This is a genomic window from Streptomyces sp. NPDC050842, from assembly GCF_044456565.1.
In the GTDB taxonomy this organism is placed as follows: Bacteria; Actinomycetota; Actinomycetes; order Streptomycetales; family Streptomycetaceae; genus Streptomyces.
Window position 1 is genome coordinate 543,807 of sequence record NZ_JBITGA010000002.1, and the last position, 21,987, is coordinate 565,793.

Below are 21,987 nucleotides of genomic sequence, written 5' to 3' on the forward strand. Positions count from 1 at the left end.
CCACGTCTTAAATCTGCGTTTAACAAACCTGCGGCCTTACGGAGGCATCATGCCCAACCCGACCGACGCCGAGGCAAGAACCGGGCCCGTGGCCACCCCGACGGGCAAGGGGCTGCGCGGCGGCTCGGTGGGCCTGCTAGCCGCCGTCACTCTCGGGCTGTCCTCCGTCGCCCCGGCCTACAGCATCGCCGTCACCCTCGGCTTCGTGACACTGATCGTCGGTGACCTCGCTCCGGCCGCGCTCCTGCTGGGCTTCGTCCCGATCCTGCTCACCGCCTTCGCCTTCAGGGAGCTCAACCGGGAGATGCCGGACTGCGGCACCACCTTCGTGTGGACCACCCGCGCCTTCGGGCCGATCGCCGGCTGGCTCACCGGCGGCTGGGTGCCTCAGATGGCCACCCTCATCGCGATGACGGCCCTGTCCCAGGTCGGCGCCACCTACCTGCTCCAGCTGCTCGGCCTGCACTCCCTGGCCTCCAGCAGCGCCGCCGTGACGATCACCGCTGTGGTGCTGCTGGCCGCGGTCACCTCGATCGCCTACCGGGGACTGCACCTCGCGGCCTCCGTCCAGTACGTGCTCCTCGGGCTCCAGCTGGCCGCCCTGCTCGGCTTCGGTGCCGCCGCCTTCGCCCGCGACGGCGCCGCCACTCCCTCCCTGGCCTGGCTCAACCCCTTCGCGTTCGGGGATCTCGGCTCCTTCGCCGAGGCCGTGCTGCTGTGCCTGTTCATCTACTGGGGCTGGGACGCGCTGATCACCGCGAACGAGGAGACCCGCGACGGGGACCGCGTCGCCGGCCAGGCCGCCGTCATCTCCACCCTCGTCCTGCTGGGGACCTACCTGTTCACCGCCTTCGCGGCGATCAGCTTCGCCGGCACCGACGCCACGGGCACGGGGCTGGGCAATCCCGACAACGCCGCCGACATCCTGTCCACCCTCGCCCCACCCGTACTCGGCGCGGCGCCGGCCAAGGCGATGGAGCTGGCGGTGTGCGTCTCGGCCACCGCGGCCCTGCTCACCTGCCTCGTCGGCTCCTCCCGCGGCACCCTGTCCATGGCCGGCCACGGCGCCCTGCCCCGCGCCTTCGCCCGCATCCACCCCCGCCACCGCACGCCCGCCTTCGGAACCCTCTTCTTCGGCGCGGCGGCGGCCTCCCTGCTCGTACTCCTCAGACTCGTCTCCGCGGACTTCCTCGGCGACGCCATCCTCTGCATCGGACTGCTCATCGCCTGCTACTACGGCACCACCGCCCTGGCCTGCGTCTGGTACTTCCGGGGGCGGCTGCGCGACTCCCCGCGCGACCTCCTGCTGCGCGGGATCCTGCCCCTGCTGGGCGGCCTGACGATGCTGGCCGCCTTCGCCCGCAGCGCCCACGACATGTACGACCCGGCCTACGGCAGCACCTCCTTCCACGGCATCGGCGGAGTCTTCCTCCTCGGCGCCGGCGCCATCGCCACCGGAATCCTGGCCCTGCTGACAGCCCGCGCCCGTCTCCACCGCTTCTTCCGCGACGGCCGCACCACGGTCGCCGAACTCACCGTCACCGAGGACTGACTCCCATGCGCACTCTGGCCATCGCCGCCCTGCAGACCACGCCCGTACCCCACGACCTCGAAGCGAGCCGGCAGCGCTTCGCCGAGCAGGTCCGGGCCACGCGCGAGATGTTCCCCCACGTCCAGCTCGTCGTCGTCCCCGAACTGCTGCTCGCCGCCGAAGGCGCCCTGCTCCAGCCGACCGCCGACGACTGGATGGAACAGGCCGCCGTCACGATCCCGGGCCCGCTCACCGACCGGATCTGCGCCCTCGCCGTGGAGACCGGCCTGTGGCTGATCCCGGGCAGCCTCTACGAGCGCGCCGAGGACGGGCACATCTACAACACCGCCCTTGCCGTCTCCCCCCAGGGCGAGATCGTCGCCCGCTACCGCAAGGTCTTCCCCTGGCAGCCCTACGAGAAGACCACCCCGGGCGACGAGTTCACCGTCTTCGACATCCCCGGCGCCGGCCGTGTGGGCCTGGCCATCTGCTACGACGGCTCCTTCCCGGAAACCGCCCGCCAGCTCGCCTGGCTCGGAGCGGAGATCATCATCCAGCCCACCCTGACCCCCACCCGCGACCGCGAGATGGAACTCGTCTGCGCCCGCGCCAACGCCTGGACCAACCAGGTCTACGTCGTCAACGTCAACGCCTCCGACCCGGCCGGGGTCGGCACCAGCGCCGTCATCGACCCCGAAGGCATCATCCGCCAACAGGCCGGAGGGGGCGAGGAGATCCTCGTCGACGTCCTCGACCTCGACGCTGTCACCCGGGTCCGCACCTACGGCTCCTCGGGACTCAACCGCCCCTGGAGCCAGCTCGCCCGCTACGGGGAGTCGGTACGGCTCCCGATGTACGGCGGCGGAACGTTCCGCACACCGGACTGGCTGAAGGACGAGCCCGCGTAGCAACCACGGCCCCGGCCCGCTCCGCCCACGATCCCGTCCAGTTCCCGCCGCAGACCGGCGTCGATGCCGCCCCTGCTCCAGTACCACCTGCACAACCGCGGTACCTCCGCCGCGTCCGCGTCGTACCAGGCGAACGCGGTGCGGTGGGCGGCGTGGGCGTGGGCGCCCAGCACGTTGAACTCCGAGAAGCCGCGGGGCGGCCGCCCCGCCACATAGCGGGCCAGCGGGATTCCGTGGCGGTCCAGGCACAGGGCGCGTACCTCCGGGTAGAGCTCGCGCGGGTAGGTGAAGGGCGGCTGCTGCATGAAGTCGTAGGCGACCGGACGGCCCAGGAACTCCTCCGTCGGGGCGAGCCAGGGCCGGTGCCGGCCGAGCAGGGTGACCGCCTTGCGGACGATCCACGGCCGGCCGGCGTCCAGCAGATCGGCGGGCGAGACGGGGCGGTCGAAGACGACGTCCGAGTCGACGTGGCAGATGAGGTCGGCGTCCGTGAACTCGTCCGCGTACAACTTGGTCACCTGCTGTCCCAGGTAGTCGTCCCGGTAGTCCGGGCACACGCTCAGCCGTACGTCTCCGCCGATCGCCCGGCGCACCGCGGCGGATCCCGTGCGCGGCGACACCACGACCACGTCCGCGAACCCGTGGCACCACTTCTCGACGGCCGCCAGCGCGTAGCGCAGCCAGGCGACATCCCGGTGGTAGGTGCGGATGAGAAGAGCCGTCCGCTCGCTACAGTGACGGACGTGTCCGAGTCCGTACCCGCGTTCTGGTGCCGGATGCCCAGTCAGGGCAATGTCGGTGACCGGCTCACTCCCTGGCTGATCCGCCGGATCTCCGGCGCACCGGCCCGGTGGGTCGCTCCGCACGCCCCGGGCCGCAAGCACTTCGTCACGGGCAGCGTGGTCGCGCTCGCGGGCCCGGGCGCCGTGGTGTGGGGGGCCGGCGTGATGGATGCCGGCGAGTCCGTCGATCCGCGGGCCGAACTGCTCGCCGTCCGCGGGCCGCTCACCCGGGAGGCGGCCCGCCGCTCGGGTGTCGCCTGTCCCCCGGTCTACGGCGACCCCGGGCTGCTGGTGCCGAGGTTCCTGCCGGTGCGCCCGGTCCGGGCGGGCGGACGGCCCGCGGTCGTACCGCACTTCGCGGACAAGGCCCGGGCCCGGCGCGGTGTTCCGGGGGGCTGGCGGATCGTCGACGTACAGGGCGGTGTCGAGGACGTCGTCGAACAGGTGACGGGTGCGTGCCTGGTCGCCTCGTCGAGCCTGCACGGCATCGTCCTCAGTCATGCGTACGGGGTTCCCGCCGTCTGGATCCGGTTCCGGCCGCTGCCCAGCGGCGACGACAGCAAGTTCCACGACTACTTCCTCTCCGTCGGTGTGCCGGTACCTCCGCCGGTGCCGGTCGGACCCATCGGTGCCGGCCTGGACCCGGTCGCGCTGGCCGATTTCGCGACCCTCCCGGCGGACCTCCCCGACCTGGACCTCCTCCTGGAGAGGTGTCCCTTCCGATGACCCGCCACGACGACGACCACGGTGGTGGCCTCGATCCGCTGCTGCTCCTGCGCGGGATCCGTGACGCCAACTACCACCGCCCCGGCATCCGATGCCTGCGACTCCTCTCCGCCGACGCCCCGACCCTGCGGGAACTCGTGGCGGAGGCGGAGCGGCTGCGCGCCCGGCACACCCCCTCGTCGGCGAGCGCCCCCGGCCACATCACGGCCTGGACCGGTCCTCGCGGCCGCGTGGAGCAGTTCAGTCTCCTCAACGCGTCGGGCCGCTGCGACGACTTCTCCCGGGACCACGACCTGTCCTGTTTCGGCAAGCGGTTCCACGACCGCACGCGCTACCCCGCCCTGTCCGCACTGGCGGAGGCGCTGCCGCACCTGGTGAACCTCCGGATCAACGTGCTCGGCCCCGGTGCCGCGCTCGCGCCGCACGAGGAACACAGCGTCGTACGGTCGCGCACCGGCGCCGTGGGTGTACGGGCCCGCTTCCACCTGCCGCTCGTCACCGGTCCCGAGGCCTCCCTGCTGCTCGACGGCGACCTCCACCACCTGGAGGCCGGGACCGTCTACCTGGTCAATCACGGGTGCGTGCACGCGGCCGAGAACGCCGGGGCCACGGACCGGGTCCATCTCGTGTGGGACATGCTGCTGACCGCCCCCGCCGCCGAGGTGATGTTCGGGACGGGTCCGGCGCCCGAGGGCTTCTCCCGTACCCGGGTACGCGCCGTGCGGCCCGAGGGCCGGCGGACGGTCACCCGGTGGGAACGGATCGCGCCCAGGGTCTCGGAGGGCGAGGCCCGGCACGTCGGCTTCCTCGATCCGCAGTAGCCGTCTCAGTACAGGGTCCTGGGGAACTCGGCCGGGACATAGTGGAACAGGAGGGACGTGTGGGTGCTCCCGTCGGGCAGCGGCGGGCGCCAGTGCGGTACCCGGGTGCCCGCGAAGAGCACGGCTTCACCGGGACGCTGGATCAGGGACAGCGACCCCTGCGTGGTGTCGAGGAGCAACGGCCACCCGCCCGCGATGCCGGGACCCGACTCCCCGAGGAGCAGGGACACGGTGTACTCGCACTGCTCGCGGTCGACGTGCCGGTCGAGGACGGCGCCCGCGCGGTACGCGGAGACGTAGGAGTACGAGGGCCGCACCGGCCGTCCGGCGAGGCGGCCCACCAGGCCACGGAACTGATGGTGGAAGAAGCGGGACAACGACTCGTTGTACCAGCCGTATCGGCCTTGCACCTGCGCGTCTCCGAGCGGCCAGGATCCCGTCGCGATGAGCCGCTCGTAGTAGTCGAGCAGCGCCTCGCGGTGCCCTGGGCGCACCAGGCGGCCCATCCCGCAGACGTCCGAGCGCGCGAACTCCTCGGCGGCGTCCGCCACGGCGACATCGGCCAGAGCCGTCCGCCGCGAGCGCGCCTCCGCCGTCCCGAGCGCACCGGCCCCGGAGAGTGCGGTGCGCAGCCCGGGCGGGAACCCGGGCGGCAAGGGGCGCCCCGGGGCGAGCTCGCGAAGCGCCCAGAAGTCCTCGAAGCGCACCCAGAAGGGTACGAGCGCCCCCGTCTCGGGATCGTCGGTCCACAGGAGAGGGCGGCCGGTCAGGAAGCGGTCCCGGAAGCGGGCCCGGCGTGCCATCCCCAGAGGGATGGTGACCCCGGTCTGGAGCACGGCGGTCGGATCGAGCACCGCCCCGTCGCCCCGGCCCGGGGCCGCGTCGGCGTCCGGCGCGGTGGCGTCCGGCGCGGTGGCGTCCGCCTCGTGGAGCCAGCAGGCGAAGGAGGGGGGACGGCGGGGGGCCTCCGGAGTGGTGCGGGCTGCCGGAGAGGCCGGGGTGGACTGGGGCATCGTGGTGTGTCCGTTCGTGAGGCGCCGCAGGGTGGGCCGCACGGCGTCGAGCGCCGCCGGGTCGAAGCCGGGGGTCTCGCGCCATTTGCCGGGGCGCGGCGGGCTGATCGTCGTGGCCGACAGGGGCAGGTCCCTGCCCTGCGTCGCCGCGGGCAGGTCCAGTACGGCCTCCAGTCGCCGCAGCGTCCGTGCCGGTGCGGCGCACAGCTCGGCGTAGTCGACGTCCACCCAGGGGACGGCCGGCCGTAGGTCACGGGCGTCGAGGGTCGCCTCCACGGCGGCGGCCCACTGACGGGCCGCGATCCGCGCGAGGTCCTCGCCCGCCCAGCCGCGCCAGCCCGGTGGCAGCAGCAGGTGCCAGGCCCGCCGTGGCCAGCCGGGCAGGTCCGGGATGTTGACGAAGCCAGGGTGGTTCCATGCCCGCACCATGCTGGCCACCGTGTCACGGGCATCGCGGTGCAGACGGACGACCGTGGCGTCCGGGAACAGCCGCAGCAGGAAGGGGAGTCGCAGACTGTTCTCGGGGGTCTTCTCCAACAGCCTGAGGGGCCGGGGAGCACCGGCCCCTGGCGGGCGCCGTCTCCGCGCATCACGTAGGTCGGCGAGGAAGCCCGCCCGTACCGCGTGTCCCCCGATGTCGGCGTCCGCGGCGTCCAGCGCGTGCGAGGCGTAGCCGCGGGCCGCCGGGTGGAGTGCGGGCACGCCCTCGATCACCCCCTCGCTCTCTCCGCCGACCGTCCACAGGGCGGTGCTTCGGGCCAGCGCGTCGAACAGCGCGGTGCTGCCGGAGCGAGGCGGGGAGGCGATGATCACGGGCGCGGCGAGCGGGGCCTCCGGGACGGCGCTCACCTGTCCGGTGAGCGGCGTCCCGAGCCGGGTCAGGGCGGGGTCCCGGACCGCGGAGAACTCGGCGGCCGCCTCGGCCGAGGCGAAGAGGTAGCGGGCGCGCACTCCGTGGGCGTCGGCCCGCACGGCGCGGGACAGCAGCTCCGGCGCGTCGGGGAACGGGCCGTGATGGGTCTCGCGCGCCGCCCGCCGCGCGCTGCCGGACGGGAGGGCCACGCGGCCCTCCACGGACCACGCCACGCAGTCCCGCGGCTCCTCGTCCCGCGGCTCCTCGCGTCCGGCCCGTCCGCCGGATTCCCTCCCGCCCGGTCGGCCGCTCACTTCCGGTGGATCCAGCCCGTCACGCTGAACCGGCTGTCGGCGAAGGCCTTGCCCGGCACGCGGACGGGCAGCACCTCGTGGTCGTGCCGGCTCGGGAAGAACACCGCGAGGTTGGCGCGCGGCACGATCGTCTGGCTGCGGTCCGTGGGAACGACCCGCCCGTCCTCGACGACCGTCTCGAAGACGCGCAGCTCCCCGCCGGAGAACCGGCGCGGCTCGGCGGAGAAGAAGTAGACGAAGGTGAGCTCACGGGTGTCCCCGCCGTCGCTGTCGCGGTGCATGCCGAAGTAGTCCCGGTCGCCGTTGGCCGTGACCTGGAGCTCGATGCGGCCCAGCGGGAACGCCGGGTGGCCCAGCCGGGCGCGTACCGTCTCCAGCTGTTCCTTGATGCGCTCCGTGAACAGTGCGTCGAACCGACCGAGCTCGTGGAGGACCGAGCTGCTGCGGACCCGCTCGTCCACCACCGCCGCTCCCGTCCCGTGCGGCTGGATCGTGGCCGCCGTGAACGCGGACTCGCTGTCGAGGACGTACCGGAGGAGGTCGTCCTGCTCGGCGTCGGTGAGGAGTTCCCGTACGCCCTGGGCGACCTCGGCGATCACGTCCCTCTCGAACCGCCCCGTTCCGGTGGGCACGCCGGCCGGCTTGCTGTAGTGGCCGCCGCGGACCAGCCGGGCGATCTCGGACGGGACAGTGACACGGTCCGCCGTCCATTCCGCGCGCGATCCCAGGTAGACCGTCCCGTGGAAGGCCGCGTTGCGCTCGTACACCTCGTCGTCGACCATGCCCGCGAGCAGGTCGACCGAGTCGGCCCCGGCCAGGCCCAGGTTCTTGAGGAGCTCGCGGGCCGGGGCGCGATAGGTGAGGTACCGCGCCGCCTCGGTGAGGAAGACGTCCTCCGTGCGCTCGAAGCCGACGCGGCGCATGACCAGGTCGGCGAGCCTGGACTCCTCGGCAACGAGGTAGTGCACCTCGGCGCCGGGGTCGACGGCGAGTGTCTCCAGGGCCTCCTTGTACAGAGCGGCGCACAGGCCCGTGTTGGTGAGGTCCTCGTCGGCGACGTGCACCGGGCTCAACCCCCAGCATCCGTCGGAGACCAGGTGCGTCTGCAGGACGGCGATGATGTTGCGCGCGCCCAGACCCCACGGCGGCCACGGCCGGTCGCGGACCGCGGCGAAGATCTGCGAGTCGCCGTCGCGGAACAGCGGCAGAATCACCTCATCCATCAGGTGCGGCGCGCCCGCCCGCCGGAAGAAGGTGTGCAGGGCGGCTTTCGCCGTGTCACCGAGTTCGTCGAAGATCTCGATCCGCGTGGCGCCGTTGCGCTCGGTGAAGAAGTCGCGTCTGATGGGCTCGGTCATGGCCTCTCCTGTCATGTCGCTGTGTCGATCCCGGTGGGGAGGACGGCGGGTGGACCTCACGGCGGGCGCCCCGTTTCTGCGGGTGACGGGACCGGGCGGCGACGTACTGCCGTGGGTGGTGATCCGGGCTCCCGTCGTCACCCGGGCCCAGCACGTACGCCTGAACCACCTCGCGGACGAGGGTTGTCGCTTCGTCGGTGCCACCAGCTACCTGGGGTTCCCGGGGCCGGGGTTCCGTGACGAGCGCGACTACGGGCTGCTCTGCGAGGCGTGGCTGCACTGCTTCCGGGACCCGGACCGCTTCCTGCCGCCGAACGGGCCACGGGTGCGGGTGAGCGAGTCCGACTTCACGGACCCGCGCCGTGTCGACCCGCTCCGGACGGCACGCGTCCTGCCGACGGACCTGGTCGCGGACGTGGTGCACGTGTCCGGTGCGGAACCCTGGCGGCAACGGGCCAAGAACTGGCCGCTCGCCGCACTCTGCCTGCGTCGGCTGGCCGAGGAGACGGGCCTGCGCGTCCTGGTCGTCGACGCCCCGCCCGGCGCCGAGTCGCTGCCGGGTGTCAGGTCGTCGGGTCCGCTGGAGTGGCCTTCGCTGCTCGCCGTGATCGCCACCGCGCGCTGCCTGTTCGTACCGGCCGTCCTCGACGCGTCGCCGAGGGTGCTCGCCGAGGCGCTCTGTCTCGATGTGCCCGTCGTCGTCAATCGGGCGATCCTCGGTGGCTGGCAGTACGTCAACGCCTTCACCGGTGCCTTCTTCGACGGCGTGGACGACGTGGTGCCGGCCGTGGTGGACACGATCGGTGCCGCGGGCCGGCCGAGGTCCTGGTTCATGGCCCATCACGGGCCGGCCCGGGCGGGCGGGCGCGTCCTGCGACTGCTGCGTTCCCTCGATCCGTCCCTGCCCGCCCTCAGCCATGTACTGCTGGCCCCCGACCAGGGCCCGCGGGAACCCTCTCTGCGGGGGAGATGTTGAGGACCAGCCTCGGAGGGCCCTGCATCGGCGAACGGTGGATCCACGCGTCCGTCACGGGATGCGGCGACCAGTGGCGCCGTACGTCGATGTGCTTGAAGTAGACGGTCGCGTCCGGCGGCACCCGGTGGACGGGGGCGTGGGGCCGCAGGAACGAGGGGGTCTCGTCCATGGCGATCAGCGAGCCGAGCGCCTCAGAGACCGGTTCGTCGCCGCAGGGCCCGGCACCCGCCTCCCGCGACACCCGTTCCCGGCGCGACAGGTAGGCGTAGAAGTCCTTCATGCTGCGCACGTCGTCGCCGGCCACGTACTCGGTCGTCGGACCGTTGTAGACCCGTACGGCACCGGTCGTCGGGGCCTGCGGCGGGACCGTGTCGACGTGGAATCCGCAGCGCCGGGTGGGGGCCTCGGTGAACACCCGTACCGTCACGCGCCGGACGTCCGTCGTGGCCATGACCTGCTCCGCGATCCCTGTCATGTCCTCCAGGAGCGGACGCGCGACCGCCCTGTCCGTGTCGGCCAGGGCGGTGCGGGACCAGTCGGCGAATTCGTCACGGGAGACCGCGGTCAGTGTCGTACGGGCGATGACGAGCCGTCGTGAGACCACCAGTTCGGCCAACTCGTCCAGCCAGTCGGGGCGTTCGCCCCGGGCCACGATGACGGCGGTCAGCCCGGGGTCGATCAGTCGTGCGATGTCGTTCCGTGCCGTGTCTCCGCGGAGCACACCGCTGGGGAACGTCTCCTCGTCGATGGGGGCCACGGACGGCACCGTAATCGTCGGCCGGGGCGGTCCCCGGCCCGACAGGCGGGGTCCGAGGCGTGACGACCCGTTCGGCGCAGACCCCGGTCGCCGTCTGGGCGGCGGTCACATCGTGGGCGCCGCGCCGGCCGCCTGGTCGGTGGTGGTCGACGACGCGTCGGTCGCGTACGGCCGGTCGGTGGAGGGCAGCGCCTGACCGGGGGAGGTGGGCGGCTGACCCGTGGAAGCACCGGAGTTCGGGGCGGGTCCCATGTCCACCCCCTCCACGGGCTCGGGCCGCGGCACCGGAGGGGGGCAGTCCGGGGAGGACGACTGCTCCGCGGCTCCGTCGATCTCGATCGTGATGCGCATGGCTCGGTCCTTCCGTGTACGGGTGGGGTGGCTCAGTTCAGGACGACGTACCTGGCCTCGTACGTCATCGTGGACGCGGTGAGGTTCTTCACGGTGATCCAGTACGTCACGTAGCCGGCCTCGTAGCGCTCGACGGCCACGTCCCAGTCCACCTGCGGAGCACCGGACTGCGGATTGGTCGGCACCAAGTACCAGACGACGTGCCAGGACGCCGGCCATCCGTAGGTGAAGAGACGTGTGCTCGCGTTGGCCCCGAGCGATCCGGTGTAATGAACGTTGGTCCACATCGCACTTCTCCCGGTTCAGTAGCGGCTGAGGATGGCGAACCGGCCCTCGAACGCGACCGGGACGGGTGTGAGGTTGGTGACGGAGACCCAGTACGTGACGTTCTCGGCGTCCCCGCGTTCCACCTGGACCTTCCAGCTCATCTCCTCGGCACCTGGGCGGATCGTGGTGGGCATGACCGTCCACAGGACGTGCCAGGTGGCGGGCCAGCCCCAGGTGAAGAAGCGACGGGTCGAGTTGGCCGCGACGGTGCCCGTCCACTGGACGCCGCACACGGGCTGGGTCATCCAGCCGTCCACCGGGATCTCCCAGACGCCCCGGTTGCGCAGGCCGGCCCGGAGCACTCTGGCGTGCCGGTGGTACAGGAGGTCGCCGACGAAGGCATTGGGCAGGCCGTTGGAGAAGATCTGCCAGGAGGCACCGCCGTCAACGGACTGGTAGACGCCGAGGTCGGCGGCGACCCAGACGCGGTCGCGGTTGCCCGGGTGTACCTCCACGGCGTTCAGCGGCAGGTTGGGCAGCGCGGCCGTGCGGTCGACCCAGGTCGTGCCACCGTCGGTCGACCGCCAGACCCGACCGCCGTTGCGCGTCGTGTGGGTCACCCAGATGCGGTTCGTGTCGGTCGGGTCGACGTGGATGTCACTGACCCAGGCGTTGGCGCGGGGTGTCGTGAGCGCCGTGAGCGCGCCCCACGCGGTCCCGTTCCATCGTGTGACGTAGAGCAGGCCGCCGGTGGTGCCGACGTACACCTGGTCCGCCGTCGGTATGTACATCGCGGAGGCGGTGCCGGCCGTGGGGTAGGCCAGCCGCGTCCAGTTGGTGCAGTTGTCGCGGGAGACGTAGAGGGCCCCGCCGGCCTGGGCGACCGTGTTGCCGTTGGTGGCGCTGGCCTCGAACGGCGGATAGAAGAGCGACCCCTCTCCGGAGGGTACGGGTGGCGGCAGCCATGCCCAGCTGCCCCAGTCGCCCCGGGAGGTGGAGCGTTCCACGCCCATGTTGTAGAAGCTGTGGAACACCGTGCGCGGGTCGGTGCGGTTGACGCCGCAGTCGCCGCCGTCGCCGTCCTGCGCGTGCAGCCAGGTCGGCGAACCGGTCCATCGTTCGGTGCCGTTGTCCTGGGTGCCTCCGATGAGCCAGCGCGAGGAGCCCAGGTCCTGCGCGAGGTACTCGAACTCGGTGATCTCCAGGCCGTTGTTCAGGTGCTGCCAGGTGACGCCCCGGTCCGGGCTGCGGTAGAGGCCGCCGTCGTTGCCGATGTAGACGACCTGGGGCTGGCCCGGTTCGAAGGCGATGGCGTGCTGGTCGGGATGGATGGACTGGCCGGGCGATGGCTTGCTGGCGATGTCCGTCCAGGTCCAGGTGGTGCCGGAGAGGTCACCCCGGTGGGCGCTGATGGCTCCGCAGTAGATCTGGCCGGCGTTGTCCGGTGCGACGGCCAGGAACCAGTCGTACCAGGCCTGGATGATGCTCGCCCCGGTGGGCGCGGCGATCGCGGTCCAGGTGCCCCCGGCGCGTCGGGCCAGATACCCGGTGGCCCCGGCGCCCCACACGTAGGCGACGGTGGGGTCCGATGGGGCGATGGCCACGGCGAGCCTGCTGAAGTTCGCGGGCGCGCTCGGCAGGGTGACGGCGGTCCAGGTGGCGCCGCCGTCGGTGGACCGGAACAGGCCGTCCCGGCACGCGGCGAGAGCCTCGGCGCCGGACGGAGCCACCGCGACCGACCAGGTCGTCGCGGTGCGCCTCCGTGTCCACGTCGCTCCTGTGTCCGCGGAGGTGTAGAGGCCGCCCGTCGTTCCGGCGTAGACCCGGGTGGGGGTGGCCCGGTCGAACTCCAGGTCGTGGAAGCCCTCTCCGACGAACGGAGCGGTGACCAGGCTTGCCCAGGTGAGTCCCCCGTTGGTGGACCGGAGGATGCCGGTTCCGAAGCTGGACCACCAGTCGCCTTCGCCGGTGCCCGCGAGGACGGTTGCCGGAGTGGTCGGGTGGAAGGCGATGGCACCCGTGGTGAGCGTCGCCGCGTGGTCGGTGCGCGGGGCCCACGACTGTCCGCGGTTGTGGCTCTCCCAGATGCCGCCGTGGGCTGCTCCGGCCAGCAGGTGGCTGGCGTTGCCGGGGTCGACGGCCACGGACGAGACGCGTCCGGAGGCGTTGATGCGTGCGGCGCCGTAGGTTTGTCCGTTGGGTATCGTCCACGGGCCGAGCGAGCGCCAGTTGGGGCCGCTGGGGCTCGGCGGAGTCGTCGACAACGTCTCGGCCACGGCCATGTAGTTGGCCGCCAGCTGCTCCATCCCGTCGCCTGGCCGGGTGCCGCCGCCGGAGGGCGGTGGCTTGGCGGACTGGGCGTTCCCCTGGTCGGCTCTCCCGCCGTCTCCTTCGTTGCCTCCCTCGTGTCCTCCCTCGCCCGCGGGCCCGTCGCCGTCACCGGTGCCATGGCCGCTGCCTGAGGCTCCGAACTGGGGTCCCGCCACGCTTTCGACAAGCTCCTGGGCAGCCGCCTGATCCATGTCGGGGCGGGCCTGGATGGCCGCCTCCACGGCCGCGTCCGCGTGGCCGGTACGGGTCAGTTCGAAGATGAGGCGCGCCAACGCCTTGCCGCCGGGGAACTCTTCGTGATCGCCCTTCGCGACTGTTCTGTCCTGGGGATTCCCACGCATCGTCGTTCTCCTCGTGCCGTCGAGGTCCCGCGTCACGGCTCGGTCGGCCGGCCCTCGGGTGGTTCGGGCCGGGCCTCGGGGTCCGATGCGGCCCCGGAGGTGTCGGTCTCGTCCTCCGGCGTCCCGTCGTCCGTCTCATCTGCTTCGTCCGGCTCGGCCGTCTCGGCCTCGTCGCCGGTGCCCTCCTCCTGGAGCTCTCTGGCCCGCAGGAACTCCTCCAGCCGACGCGCCGCGCGGTCGTCTTCCGAGTCGTCGGGGACGCCAAGCGGTTTGCGTGTCATCTCGGACCTCCCCGCGCTGGTGCGGATGAAGGAGAAGGAGGAGGCCCCTGAGGAGAACGCCGAGGCAAGCCCGGCGAATCGGCGCTTGCACACAGGGGCTTCCAGAGGACGGCGGCGCCGTCACGGACCGGAAGGACCGTCACTCAGCGCCGTGGCCTCACGGTCGTCCGGCTTCAGTCTTCATCGGGGTGTGCGCCCTGCCAAGGACCTAATCGCCCCGCACCGGGTAGGTAGATCTACCCCGGCCGGGTGTGGGCGGAACGAGGCTGTACTCGATGGCGAAGCGGGTGAGATCAGCCCTCCGGCGGGCTCCGATCTTGTCGCGCAGCCGGTCCAGGTGCGAGTGCACCGTGTGTTCGCTGATGCCGAGCAGGACGGCGATCTCCCGGTCGGTGTCGCCGCTGGCGACCCGCCCGAGGATCTCCCGTTCCCGGTCCGTGAGGTGGAGGGGCGCATGGAGCAGGTGTACGGCGAGTGGGCCGGGCACATAGATCTCGCCCGCGGCCACGGTCCGGACTGCGGAGAGCAGCTCCGCCTGCTCCGTCTGGCTGTCCAGACATCCTCGCGCGCCGGCGCGGATGGCCGTGGCGAGGTCGATGTGCGCCGCTGCCGAGACGACGACGACCGCGTAGCCGTGGGCGCAGAGCCGGGAGACCGTACGGGCCAGTTCGAGGGTGGCGAGGCGGAGGTTGAGGACCGCCAATTCGGCGTCGACGGGATGCGCGTCGAGTTCCTCGACGGCGGACACGGCGCCGACCAGGAGGAGATCCGCTTCGCTGTTGATCAGTTGGACGATGCCCAGCCGTATGAGCGGGCAGTCTCCTACGACGACGACACGCCTCGGGTCAGCTTCCATCAGAAACCTTCGGTGGCGGGGACGGCAGGGGCACATGCGTCGGATTCCCTCACGGCGGAGCGTTCGCCGGCATGACACTGGTGCCCCGAATACCACGGTACGCTGCGCGATCGACGTGACGGCTCACCCCTACGGGGAAGCCGAAACGATTCCTCACGACCGAGTGGAGCACCCGGCGAGGCTTTCCCACGTCGCACGCGCTACGGGCGGAACATGGCCCGCTTCAAAGGGAATTGGTTGCCTCGGACGATCATATGTGGGCGCCCGCCCCTGTGGCGCGTCGGCGCGGACGGTTCCATCGTGGAGGAAGAAGGTCCCATCGCTCGTGCCGACGACGGCGCCGACGGGGGTGCCTGTACGCGGCGCGGGCGGCGTGGTGGGAGGCCGACCGACTGAGGAGCGCCGATGGAACCGTATCTGTTTCCAGTCGTGTTCGTGGCGGTCTTCGCCGCGTTCGCGGTGTCCGCCTCCGCGGGGTTCGGAGGCAGTCTCATCCTCGTGCCGACGCTGGCCCTCACGCTCGGCACGAAGTCCGGCGTGGCCCTGGCCGCGCTGCTTCTGGCCGCCAACAACCTGGTGAAGGTCTTCGCGTACCGGAGCACCCTGCCCTACCGGAAGGCGCTTCCGGTGATCGTGCTCGTCGCGGTCGGAGCCTTCGTGGGGGCGAAGCTGCTCGTCTCGGCGCCGGAGGAGTGGGTGACGATCGCGGTCATCGTCGGGTTCGCGCTCGCGTTCCTCGTCGAGTCCTTCGACCTCACCCGCTTCCGACGGGTCGGGTCCCCGCTGCTGGCGCTCGCGTCCGGCGCGACCTCCGGATTCAGCGGCACGTCGGGGCCCCTGAAAGGACTCGCGGTCCGTGCACTCGACCTGGACCGCATGCATCTCGTGGGCGCCCTGTCCCTGGTCTCGCTGGTCGGGGACGTGACCAAGACGGCGGTATGGACGGATGCCGCTCTGCTCACCGGCGGGGACTACCTCGTCGCCCTGGCGTGCGTGCCCCTCATGCTGATCGCGACGTTCCTGGGCAGGCGGTTCAACAACAAGATCGGAGAACGCGGGTACACCGGTCTGTTCTGGACCGTCATGCTGGGCTACACCGGGCGCCTCCTGGCCGGACTCTGAGATCAGTCCTGCGGCGTGGCCGCCGTGCTCCTCGCGACGCGGAGGAATCCGGTCAGGGCGATGACCGCCCAACCCGAGAGGCAGGCGAACGCGACGGCCGGCGAGAACGCGGTCCACAGCACGCCGGCGACGGCACTCGCGACGAGGTTGCCGAAGGACTGCACGGTGGCCAGCATGCCGAACGCGGAGCCCCGCAGGTCCGTGGGTGCGAGGGAGGCGACCGCGGAGTGCTGGGCCGTCTCGACCGCGCCGATCCCGATCCCCGCCAGGGCGAAGGGAACCGCGAGGAAGGCGGCCGTGCCGGCGCTGACGGCGAAGAGGCCGTAGGCGACGGCGAACGCGGCGACGCCGCCCGCCAGGACGAGGACCGGCCCGCGGGCGCCGAGCCGGTCGGCGAGCCGTCCCGCCGGAAGCGAGGCCAGGGCCGCGGCGAGGTTGTGGACGGTGTAGAGACCGAGCGCGATCGTGGTCGCCGTCTTCGTGCCGTGCCCGGCCTCCAGCAGCTCCGAGGCCCGCAGGATCAGCAGCGTGGCGGCGATGTTGCCGAATTCGAAGACCGCGACGGCGGCCAGCAGCCTGCCCAGGGCTCCCCGCAGGACGGGCCGGACACGGATCCGGAGGGGGACGGCGGCCCTGCCGGTGGGCCGGGGAGTCCTGCGGATCGCGTACACGATGGCCGCGGCGGCCAGCAGTCCCGGGACGACCGAGAGGCCGATGGCCCAGGTGACGCCGAGCCAGGCGACCAGGCCGACGGCGAGCAGGGGGCCGAAGATCGCCCCGAGGTTGTCCATCATCCGCTCGAAACCGTACGCGCGGCCGTACGCTCCTGCCCGGACGGTGTCGGCAAGGAGAGCGTTGCGGGCCGGAACCCGCAGGCCGCGGGCGGTCCACGCCGCGGCGCGCAGCACGCCGACCTGCCAGACCGTCGTGGCCCCGGCGGTCGCGGCACCGAGGACGGCGGTCGCCACGTAGCCGCCGACGGCAACCTTCCGGCGCCGGCCGGGGTCGTCCGCCAGGGCGCCGCCGCAGAACCTGGCGGCGCCGGCGAGGGCATCGGACACGCCCTCGATCACGCCGAGCGCGGCCGCGGGAGCTCCGAGCGTCGAGGTGAGCAGCGAGGGCAGCAGGGCGGTGGGGATCTCGTGTCCGACATCGGCCAGCAGGCTGGCGGAGCCGATGCCCTTGACGCCCGGGGTGAGCCAGGGGCGTCGAACGGGAGTGCCGTCGGCGGGCGGTGCGCTCTCAGCCATGACAAGGACTGCGCCGGGAGCGCCCTGGTTCCGCCGGTGGCGCGCACGTCCGACGGCCGACCTCACCCGGCCGGTGACGGTCACCCGCCGGGACGGGCACTACGACCACCACGTCCAGCGCAGGAGCCCCTCCTCCGTGTCGGAGAGCACCTCGATCTGTCCGGGGATCCGGCAGACGGTGGCCACCCTGCCGCCCGAGCCGTCGCTCGGGCCCGGCTCGCGCCCCACCGGGCGCCAGATCCCGTCCGTCACCGAGGCCGAACGCACGGTCCCGTCGGCCCCGGTGGCGAAGGCCCGGGCCACCCCCGGTTCCGGGAGGGCCCAGGTCACCTCGCCCCCCGGGCGCGGCTGCCAGCCGTCCTCGGCCTGCGCGGCCAGCCAGCGCACGGGTTCGGCACCGCGGCGCCGACCGAGGCTGACCCGGCCCCCGTTCCCGGAGGCCGCGATCAGCAGATCGGCCCCGCCGCCCGCGACGGCACAGCTCGTCACCGCGCGTCCCGGCCCCTCCAGTTCCTGCCAGGGGCCGCCGAACAGGACCGCCGTGCCGGGGTCCCGCAGCCAGAGCCCACCCTGCGTCGAACGCGCGACGAGGCACTCACCGGCCACTCCCACCGGGGATCCCGGCGCGAGGTCGAACCCGGTGGTCTCCACCCGTTCCCACTCGCCCTTCTCACCGGGGTTCCATCCCGTCTGCAGATAGACCTCGCCGTCCGCGCCGGTCAGACAGAGGGCGGCCGTGGCGGTCAGCGGGCCGTCGCCCGGCACGGCGCTGAGCGCGCTGCCCGGGCCGAGCGGCACCGCCTTCAGGGTGAGTCCGTCCCGCACCATCGGCCGGAGATCGGACCACCCCTCCCCCCAGTTGCCCTGCGCGTCACTGGCCCGTACCAACAGGCGTCCTTCGCTCAGCGCCCACACGATCGCCCGCCCCCCTGCGTCCGACACGGCGGCCCACGAGGGGACGCTCGACCACACCGGCGCGTCCCCGTCCGGCCGCACCCGCGTCCACACGCCGACGTTCATGCCGCACGACGCCCGCTTGTGCCACAACTCCCCTTCGCCGTCGACGAGGAACAGGTCGAGGTGGGCCAGCCACACCGATCCGGCCACCGGTTGGCGGGCCGCCATCCAGCGCCGGGCCCGAACCGCCCCCGGCACGTCCGCCCACTCGTCCCACGCCCCCAAGCGCACGGCGAACGGGCGCGGCCCCGTGTCCCGCCGGTCCCCCGCCACGTCCACGTGGCGGAAGGGCACCGAGCAGTCCCGCAGCCGCCAGTCGCCCATGAGCGCCTTGAGTGAGTACGACGCCTTCCACTCGGGGTCGTCCAGCTCGCCGAGGAGTGCCAACGGGCCGAGCAGCAGGGCCGGGTCGAAGTCCGGCAGGTCCAACGGGTCCGACAGGTCCGGTAGTTCCGGCTCCCTCAGGCCGAGCAGGCTCGGGTCGAAGGGGTCGCCGCCGGACGCGGGATGGGTGAGCTTCACGGTCATGTCGGGACTGCGGCGCACGGGCCGGTCCAGGAAGATCCACTCGGCGTCGTGAGTGGTGTCCTCGCCGATGGGGCCGGCCGCGACCACCTGATCGGTCGTGAGACGGTTGCAGCCGACCTCCACCGTCGCCGTCGCCACCGTGAAGGCCTCCATCGCCTCGCCGCCGGTGCGCAGATGGATCACGAGGGCGATGATCGTCTCGGCGTCCCGCGGACCCTGCTCGGGCTGCTCGAGCCGGACCGGGTTCCGGGAGTCGCCGAAGTCGTGCAGCAGCGTGCGTCCCCTCCACTCCAGGCAGTAGGCCCGCTGTCCCCACTCCACGAGGCCGCCCCGTACGAACGGGTTCTCGAACCGCGGGAACAGGTCGGTCGCCAGCTGCCGGCCGTTGAGCTCGAACTCCCCTCCGTCACCGTTGGTGAGGCGCAGCCGGTCCGATCCTCCGCCGGGGCGCGGCACGTCGTAGGTGCATTCCAGGTCCCCGACATCGTCCACGTGCACGCGGGCGGACGTGACACGGTCCATGAACGCCTCGAAGCCGCCGAACTCGCTCTTGGAGCCGACCTGCACGATCCACACGTTCTTGCCGTTGACGTACCAGTCCTTGTCGGCGAAGAGGTCCGGCGGGTCCTTCCAGATCCCCTCCCCGCCCTGCTTCTCCAGGCGCACCGCGTAGGGGTCGGACTCCTTCGTCAGCCACTCGGGACGCTTGTTGGAGAAGACCCCGACGTACCCCTCCTCGGGTTCGGCGGTGGAACCCTCGGGAGCCGGGTGCACCACCTTGCCGAACAGCCAGAATCCCTTGGCCCCGATGTGGCCGATGTCGAGCAGCGGGAAGTTGGCGTCGTCGTACGCGGACGTGCGCCGCTCCACCACGTGGTCGAACCCGGCCTTGGGGAACCAGGCGTGCGACCCGGTCTCGGCCAGGAAGTCCTGGATGTCGTGGAACTCGGAGAGCATGACGGCGGCGCCCCCGTGCTGGACCACGCGGGGCAGCGCCCAGTACCCCGTCCACCAGTCGGGTCCGTCCGTTTCGTCGATGGCCTCGCCCTTGAGGAGTTCGTTGTTGGCCACGACCGCGGCGATGCCGCCGCCGACGGCGCCGATGGGCCCCAGCACCAGTCCGCCGATCAGGGCGCCCGCGCCGAAGGCTGCCGTGTCGGGGATGTCGAACCCCCCGAATCCGGCGGTGACGAACACGTTGACCGCGCCGTTGAGCGTGGCCTGCTGGACGCTGTTCTGGAAGTTGAGCTGGCCGTAGCGGAAGTTCTGGGTGGTGGAGAGCATCGCCCCGGGTGAGCGGTAGGTCACGATGTTGGCGCGGCTCCGGGTCGACCCTTCGAGGAGCAGGGACAGGTCGTCCGCCGTCTGCTCGTCCAGCTCGTCGAGGCCTTCACCTCCCGTGAAGGGCGCCGTGACGAGTGCCGGCAGGTCGCGCAGGCCGCTGACCGGTGCGCGGACCAGCGGGATGATCGTCTCGACCATCCACCGGATCACGCCGAAGGCCTTCGACTTCTCCAGGCCGAAGCGATGGACGACGTGCAGCGAGTTCCGCACCACCTGTTTGTTGAAGAACGCCGACATACCCCAGAAGAAGACGGTGTCGTCCTCGACCGCGCCATACCCCTCGTGGGTGCGGGCGATGTCGCGGTTCACCTCCGCGAGGTGGGGGAAGTAGCGGGCACGCTTGGAGGCGTATCCGCGCAGCAGCGAGTCCTTCACCACGGACTTCTGGGACCACGTGATGCCGTACTTCGGGGCCTCGTCGAAGGTGACCGAGACCCGGGACCGGTCGGTGAAGGCGAACCCGGGCGGATGGGACCCGATCTCCAGAAGTACCCGGGGGACGGCCTTGGCGTACATGGAGGAGGCGAAGCTCGCGCCGACCTGGGCGTTGCCTTCGTTGAAGACCCCCTTCGTGCCGAACAGCATCTCCATGACGTCATTGAGCCCGTTGTCGTATCCGTGGCTCTTGGACTTGAACTGGCTGCGCCCACCGGCCGCGCCCATGGACCCGCGGTGCGAGAACCGCGCCACGTCGAAGAGCATCAGGTCCACCGCCATCTCGGCCTTCTTGCGCACCTCGTCGTCGAGGGCGAAGTCGGCCAGATTGAGCAGGGCCCACAGGTGTTCGCGGTAGTAACCCGACGAGTTGTACTCCATCCACCCGAACATCAGACGGTTGTTCAGCCATTTCAGCACCCGGGCGCGTCCGCGGTCGCGGCGCTGCGCCCCGGTCTTCGCCCCGGTCCGGTCTCCCGGGTCGGCGAACAGCCCGCACGGCTGGAAGGTGTCGTCCTCCCAGAGCTGCCCGAGAAGGTACTCCGAGGACGCGAACATGATGTAGTGGTTCTCCGACCAGAACTCCATCTCCTGGTCGGCCGCGTCGGCTTGCCCCAGCCCGCTCTTGACCTTGTTGAGCCGCTCGTTGTCCTGGGCGCGGGGCTTCTCGTCCATCCAGAACTTGTACGACAGAAGGCCCTGCTTGAGGATCTCGCCCGCCAGTGGAGACCAGCTCGGGTCCTGACTCCTCGGGTTGGCGGCGGTGGCCTCCAAGATGTACCGGAGGCGGGTCGCGGCGGAGCGGAACCGGGCGGACAGTTCGGGGTCGCCGGCGACATCGACGGCGCGAGCCTCCATGAAGCGCGTGAACTCCTCGCCGGGGGCCGTGCGTTCGCGCCAGCGTGGGGTCGCCCCGGGGGCGAGTCCGGACGCCAGCGGCCCGTACCGGTAGAGCAGTCGCACCAGCTGGCACAGGCCCATGTCCGAGTTGGGCTTGAGGCTGAGGCACTCGCCGAGGGAGGGGTGGACGACACCACTCCAATAGGCCACGCGCTTGGAGAACGGGAACGCCGCGACGGGGCCCATCGGTGCGCCGTTGGTGGCCACGGAATGCCGGTGCCGGTACGTCGCCTCCGCGTCCTCGGGCTTCTGCTTGGCGAGGTCGAGCAGCCGGACCTTCACGGCGTCGCCCGTGGGCCGTTCGGTGCCGGCGGCCAGCAGGGCGGCGAGGAAGGCCCGGTACGCGGCGGGCGCGTCCGGGTCGAACGGCGGCCGGACGCCACCGATACCGCCGACGGCCAGCCCCAGCTCGATCTCGAACTCGTCGACGTAGCGTTCCAGGCTGTCGACCCAGCCCGGGGCCTTGCTCACATCCTCACCCTCGGCTCTGTAGAGCTCGGGGATCAGCCAGGGTTTCCCGGCGGCGAGTTCGGCACGGGCGATCGCGTAGGCCACCCGCTCGCCCTCCGGTTGCGCTTCGGTGGGCATGGCCGGATGCTCGCGCGGGAAGGGGGCGAGCGCGGACGGCGACTCCCACACCGAGGCATAGGTGCTCGCCTCGTAGTCGGTGCGCAGGGCCCCGAGGCGCTCGCCGAGGCGCCGGGGCTCATGGGCCCCGAGCCAGTCGCCCATCCGCCCGACGAGCGAGGCGTCGAAGGCGCCGTGGCGCGACGCTTCGGCCTCGGTCCACACCGGCTGTCCGCTGTCGAGGTAGACCCGGCCGGAGGGGCCGCCCCCGAAAGGCTGCTCCGAGATCAGGTCCAGCCGCGGGTCCTGCGAGTCGGGCCGCAGGGACCGGAAGCGGTCGTAGTTGAGGAGGCGGAGCTGGGTCTCGTAGAACCAGAGAGCCCGGCGTCGCACCGCCTCGCGCAGGTCCTCCGCCACG

The 21,987-nt window shown here is 71.9% G+C and carries 17 protein-coding genes; 6 read left to right on the top strand and 11 right to left on the bottom strand.

The window, feature by feature from the left end; genetic code table 11:
• Positions 1 to 49: 49 nt before the first annotated feature.
• Both ACIBG6_RS07805 and ACIBG6_RS07810 read left to right on the top strand, forming a co-directional pair.
• Positions 50 to 1,552: an APC family permease gene (locus ACIBG6_RS07805; protein ID WP_399221676.1), complete on the top strand. Its 1,503-nt coding sequence runs from the start codon at positions 50 to 52 to the stop codon at positions 1,550 to 1,552.
• Positions 1,553 to 1,557: 5 nt separating this feature from the next.
• Positions 1,558 to 2,439, top strand: coding sequence for a carbon-nitrogen hydrolase family protein (locus tag ACIBG6_RS07810; RefSeq protein WP_399221677.1), 882 nt, complete (start codon positions 1,558 to 1,560; stop codon positions 2,437 to 2,439).
• Here ACIBG6_RS07810 and ACIBG6_RS07815 read toward each other — a convergent pair.
• A complete protein-coding gene (locus ACIBG6_RS07815) occupies positions 2,358 to 3,068 on the bottom strand; it encodes a hypothetical protein (RefSeq protein ID WP_399221678.1) in 711 nt (236 codons plus the stop codon). The two genes, ACIBG6_RS07810 and ACIBG6_RS07815, sit on opposite strands and share 82 nt — an antisense overlap.
• Positions 3,069 to 3,182: 114 nt before the next feature.
• Between ACIBG6_RS07815 and ACIBG6_RS07820 the strand changes: the two genes are divergently transcribed.
• Positions 3,183 to 3,947, top strand: a complete 765-nt coding sequence (locus ACIBG6_RS07820) for a polysaccharide pyruvyl transferase family protein (protein ID WP_399221679.1) — start codon at positions 3,183 to 3,185, stop codon at positions 3,945 to 3,947.
• Positions 3,944 to 4,768 carry an aspartyl/asparaginyl beta-hydroxylase domain-containing protein gene (locus ACIBG6_RS07825; protein WP_399221680.1) on the top strand — a complete coding sequence of 275 codons (825 nt, stop codon included), beginning with the start codon at positions 3,944 to 3,946 and terminating at the stop codon, positions 4,766 to 4,768. The genes ACIBG6_RS07820 and ACIBG6_RS07825 overlap by 4 nt, the downstream gene beginning before the upstream one ends.
• Positions 4,769 to 4,773: 5 nt before the next feature.
• On the opposite strand, the gene ACIBG6_RS07830 is transcribed toward ACIBG6_RS07825, so the two are convergent.
• Both ACIBG6_RS07830 and ACIBG6_RS07835 read right to left on the bottom strand, forming a co-directional pair.
• Positions 4,774 to 6,867, bottom strand: coding sequence for a sulfotransferase (locus ACIBG6_RS07830; RefSeq protein WP_399221681.1), 2,094 nt, complete (start codon positions 6,865 to 6,867; stop codon positions 4,774 to 4,776).
• Between the two features lie 77 nt (positions 6,868 to 6,944).
• A complete protein-coding gene (locus ACIBG6_RS07835) occupies positions 6,945 to 8,306 on the bottom strand; it encodes a 2OG-Fe(II) oxygenase (RefSeq protein ID WP_399221682.1) in 1,362 nt (453 codons plus the stop codon).
• 49 nt (positions 8,307 to 8,355) lie between these two features.
• Between ACIBG6_RS07835 and ACIBG6_RS07840 the strand changes: the two genes are divergently transcribed.
• Positions 8,356 to 9,282 (top strand): glycosyltransferase, encoded by a 927-nt coding sequence (locus ACIBG6_RS07840; RefSeq protein ID WP_399221683.1) that lies wholly within the window; start codon positions 8,356 to 8,358, stop codon positions 9,280 to 9,282.
• Here the strand turns inward: ACIBG6_RS07840 and ACIBG6_RS07845 are convergent.
• The 6 genes from ACIBG6_RS07845 to ACIBG6_RS07870 all read right to left on the bottom strand — a co-directional run bounded on the left by ACIBG6_RS07845 (position 9,218) and on the right by ACIBG6_RS07870 (position 14,466).
• Positions 9,218 to 10,039, bottom strand: coding sequence for a DUF1826 domain-containing protein (locus ACIBG6_RS07845; protein WP_399221684.1), 822 nt, complete (start codon positions 10,037 to 10,039; stop codon positions 9,218 to 9,220). The genes ACIBG6_RS07840 and ACIBG6_RS07845 overlap by 65 nt on opposite strands.
• A 105-nt stretch (positions 10,040 to 10,144) precedes the next feature.
• The gene (locus tag ACIBG6_RS07850; RefSeq protein ID WP_399221685.1) at positions 10,145 to 10,390 is read right to left on the bottom strand and encodes a hypothetical protein; all 246 of its coding nucleotides are present in this window, start codon (positions 10,388 to 10,390) and stop codon (positions 10,145 to 10,147) included.
• Positions 10,391 to 10,422: 32 nt separating this feature from the next.
• On the bottom strand, positions 10,423 to 10,677 hold the full coding sequence (locus ACIBG6_RS07855; protein ID WP_399221686.1) for a hypothetical protein: 255 nt from the start codon (positions 10,675 to 10,677) through the stop codon (positions 10,423 to 10,425).
• Between the two features lie 15 nt (positions 10,678 to 10,692).
• On the bottom strand, positions 10,693 to 13,329 hold the full coding sequence (locus ACIBG6_RS07860) for a WD40/YVTN/BNR-like repeat-containing protein (protein ID WP_399221687.1): 2,637 nt from the start codon (positions 13,327 to 13,329) through the stop codon (positions 10,693 to 10,695).
• 32 nt (positions 13,330 to 13,361) lie between these two features.
• Positions 13,362 to 13,610, bottom strand: a complete 249-nt coding sequence (locus ACIBG6_RS07865) for a hypothetical protein (RefSeq protein ID WP_399221688.1) — start codon at positions 13,608 to 13,610, stop codon at positions 13,362 to 13,364.
• A gap of 208 nt (positions 13,611 to 13,818) precedes the next feature.
• The gene (locus ACIBG6_RS07870; RefSeq protein ID WP_399221689.1) at positions 13,819 to 14,466 is read right to left on the bottom strand and encodes a LuxR C-terminal-related transcriptional regulator; all 648 of its coding nucleotides are present in this window, start codon (positions 14,464 to 14,466) and stop codon (positions 13,819 to 13,821) included.
• Positions 14,467 to 14,871: 405 nt separating this feature from the next.
• Here ACIBG6_RS07870 and ACIBG6_RS07875 point away from each other — a divergent pair, with 405 nt between their 5' ends.
• Positions 14,872 to 15,588 (top strand): TSUP family transporter, encoded by a 717-nt coding sequence (locus ACIBG6_RS07875; RefSeq protein ID WP_399221690.1) that lies wholly within the window; start codon positions 14,872 to 14,874, stop codon positions 15,586 to 15,588.
• A 2-nt stretch (positions 15,589 to 15,590) separates the two neighbouring features.
• On the opposite strand, the gene ACIBG6_RS07880 is transcribed toward ACIBG6_RS07875, so the two are convergent.
• The gene (locus ACIBG6_RS07880) at positions 15,591 to 16,838 is read right to left on the bottom strand and encodes an MFS transporter (protein ID WP_399221691.1); all 1,248 of its coding nucleotides are present in this window, start codon (positions 16,836 to 16,838) and stop codon (positions 15,591 to 15,593) included.
• Positions 16,839 to 16,937: 99 nt separating this feature from the next.
• Positions 16,938 to 21,986: a hypothetical protein gene (locus ACIBG6_RS07885; RefSeq protein WP_399221692.1), complete on the bottom strand. Its 5,049-nt coding sequence runs from the start codon at positions 21,984 to 21,986 to the stop codon at positions 16,938 to 16,940.
• Position 21,987 lies beyond the last annotated feature (1 nt).

Excerpts from the sequence above, each read along its gene's own strand:
- ACIBG6_RS07865 (WP_399221688.1), bottom strand. The coding sequence starts at position 13,610 with ATGACACGCAAACCGCTTGGCGTCCCCGACGACTCGGAAGACGACCGC.
- ACIBG6_RS07810 (WP_399221677.1), top strand. The coding sequence starts at position 1,558 with ATGCGCACTCTGGCCATCGCCGCCCTGCAGACCACGCCCGTACCCCAC.
- ACIBG6_RS07835 (WP_399221682.1), bottom strand. The coding sequence starts at position 8,306 with ATGACCGAGCCCATCAGACGCGACTTCTTCACCGAGCGCAACGGCGCC.
- ACIBG6_RS07805 (WP_399221676.1), top strand. The coding sequence starts at position 50 with ATGCCCAACCCGACCGACGCCGAGGCAAGAACCGGGCCCGTGGCCACC.
- ACIBG6_RS07850 (WP_399221685.1), bottom strand. The coding sequence starts at position 10,390 with ATGCGCATCACGATCGAGATCGACGGAGCCGCGGAGCAGTCGTCCTCC.
- ACIBG6_RS07870 (WP_399221689.1), bottom strand. The coding sequence starts at position 14,466 with ATGGAAGCTGACCCGAGGCGTGTCGTCGTCGTAGGAGACTGCCCGCTC.
- ACIBG6_RS07855 (WP_399221686.1), bottom strand. The coding sequence starts at position 10,677 with ATGTGGACCAACGTTCATTACACCGGATCGCTCGGGGCCAACGCGAGC.
- ACIBG6_RS07825 (WP_399221680.1), top strand. The coding sequence starts at position 3,944 with ATGACCCGCCACGACGACGACCACGGTGGTGGCCTCGATCCGCTGCTG.
- ACIBG6_RS07860 (WP_399221687.1), bottom strand. The coding sequence starts at position 13,329 with ATGCGTGGGAATCCCCAGGACAGAACAGTCGCGAAGGGCGATCACGAA.
- ACIBG6_RS07880 (WP_399221691.1), bottom strand. The coding sequence starts at position 16,838 with ATGGCTGAGAGCGCACCGCCCGCCGACGGCACTCCCGTTCGACGCCCC.
- ACIBG6_RS07875 (WP_399221690.1), top strand. The coding sequence starts at position 14,872 with ATGGAACCGTATCTGTTTCCAGTCGTGTTCGTGGCGGTCTTCGCCGCG.